This is a genomic window from Undibacterium sp. Di26W, from assembly GCF_049340265.1.
Lineage (GTDB): Bacteria > Pseudomonadota > Gammaproteobacteria > Burkholderiales > Burkholderiaceae_D > Undibacterium.
Genome location: NZ_JBMPOR010000069.1, coordinates 1 through 614, shown reverse-complemented (window position 1 = coordinate 614; position 614 = coordinate 1). Strand labels below are relative to the sequence as shown.

Annotated in this window: 1 protein-coding gene; it reads right to left on the bottom strand. The window is 54.9% G+C overall.

Annotation, left to right across the window (positions count from 1 at the left end):
- Positions 1-614 (bottom strand): hypothetical protein (locus ACO0LM_RS28670; protein WP_423042350.1); only part of this gene is annotated, 614 nt, incomplete at both ends.

The following is a 614-nucleotide window of genomic DNA, read 5'->3' as shown; positions in this document are numbered from 1 at the left end:
GTAGAACCCAGGTTCAGGTTGGTGTTGCCTGTGATGATGACTTTACCAGCAGAGCCTGTGTCCATTGGCAGGTTCAGTGTGCCGATGAAGTTGTTGGCGCCTGCGCTGTTGACTGTCAGTGTTTCGTAGCCTGTGCCGCCTACGCCATTGGCGGAGGAACCAGAAGTGTTACCACCGATGTTGACTGCACCTACTTGGACGTCGGAGAGGTTCAATGCACCAACGTTGGCACCTGTCAGTACGCCGGTACCGAAGGAGAATTCAACGACGCCAGCCTGGTTGGCGTTGGAGCTGGTGATGGACATGGTATCGAGAACGGATTTGATGTTTTCGATACGGGCATTGTTGGTACCTGCTGCGGAGGCGATACGGGAGATGTTGACGGTTTTGAGGCCAGTCGTATCTTGCAGATCCAGACCTGTCACTGCCGCGTTGGCGCCACCGGAGGAGGAACCTGTGAAGGCTGCATTGACCGTTTGAATATTGGTCAGTTTTGGGGTGATCAGTGTGCCGCCGTTGTCATTGGCATTACCCAGTGTGGCTGTCAGGGTATTGGAGATGCCGGTACCGGTCAGTTGGTCTTCGTCTTGCAGGCTGTTGATACGGGCATTGCC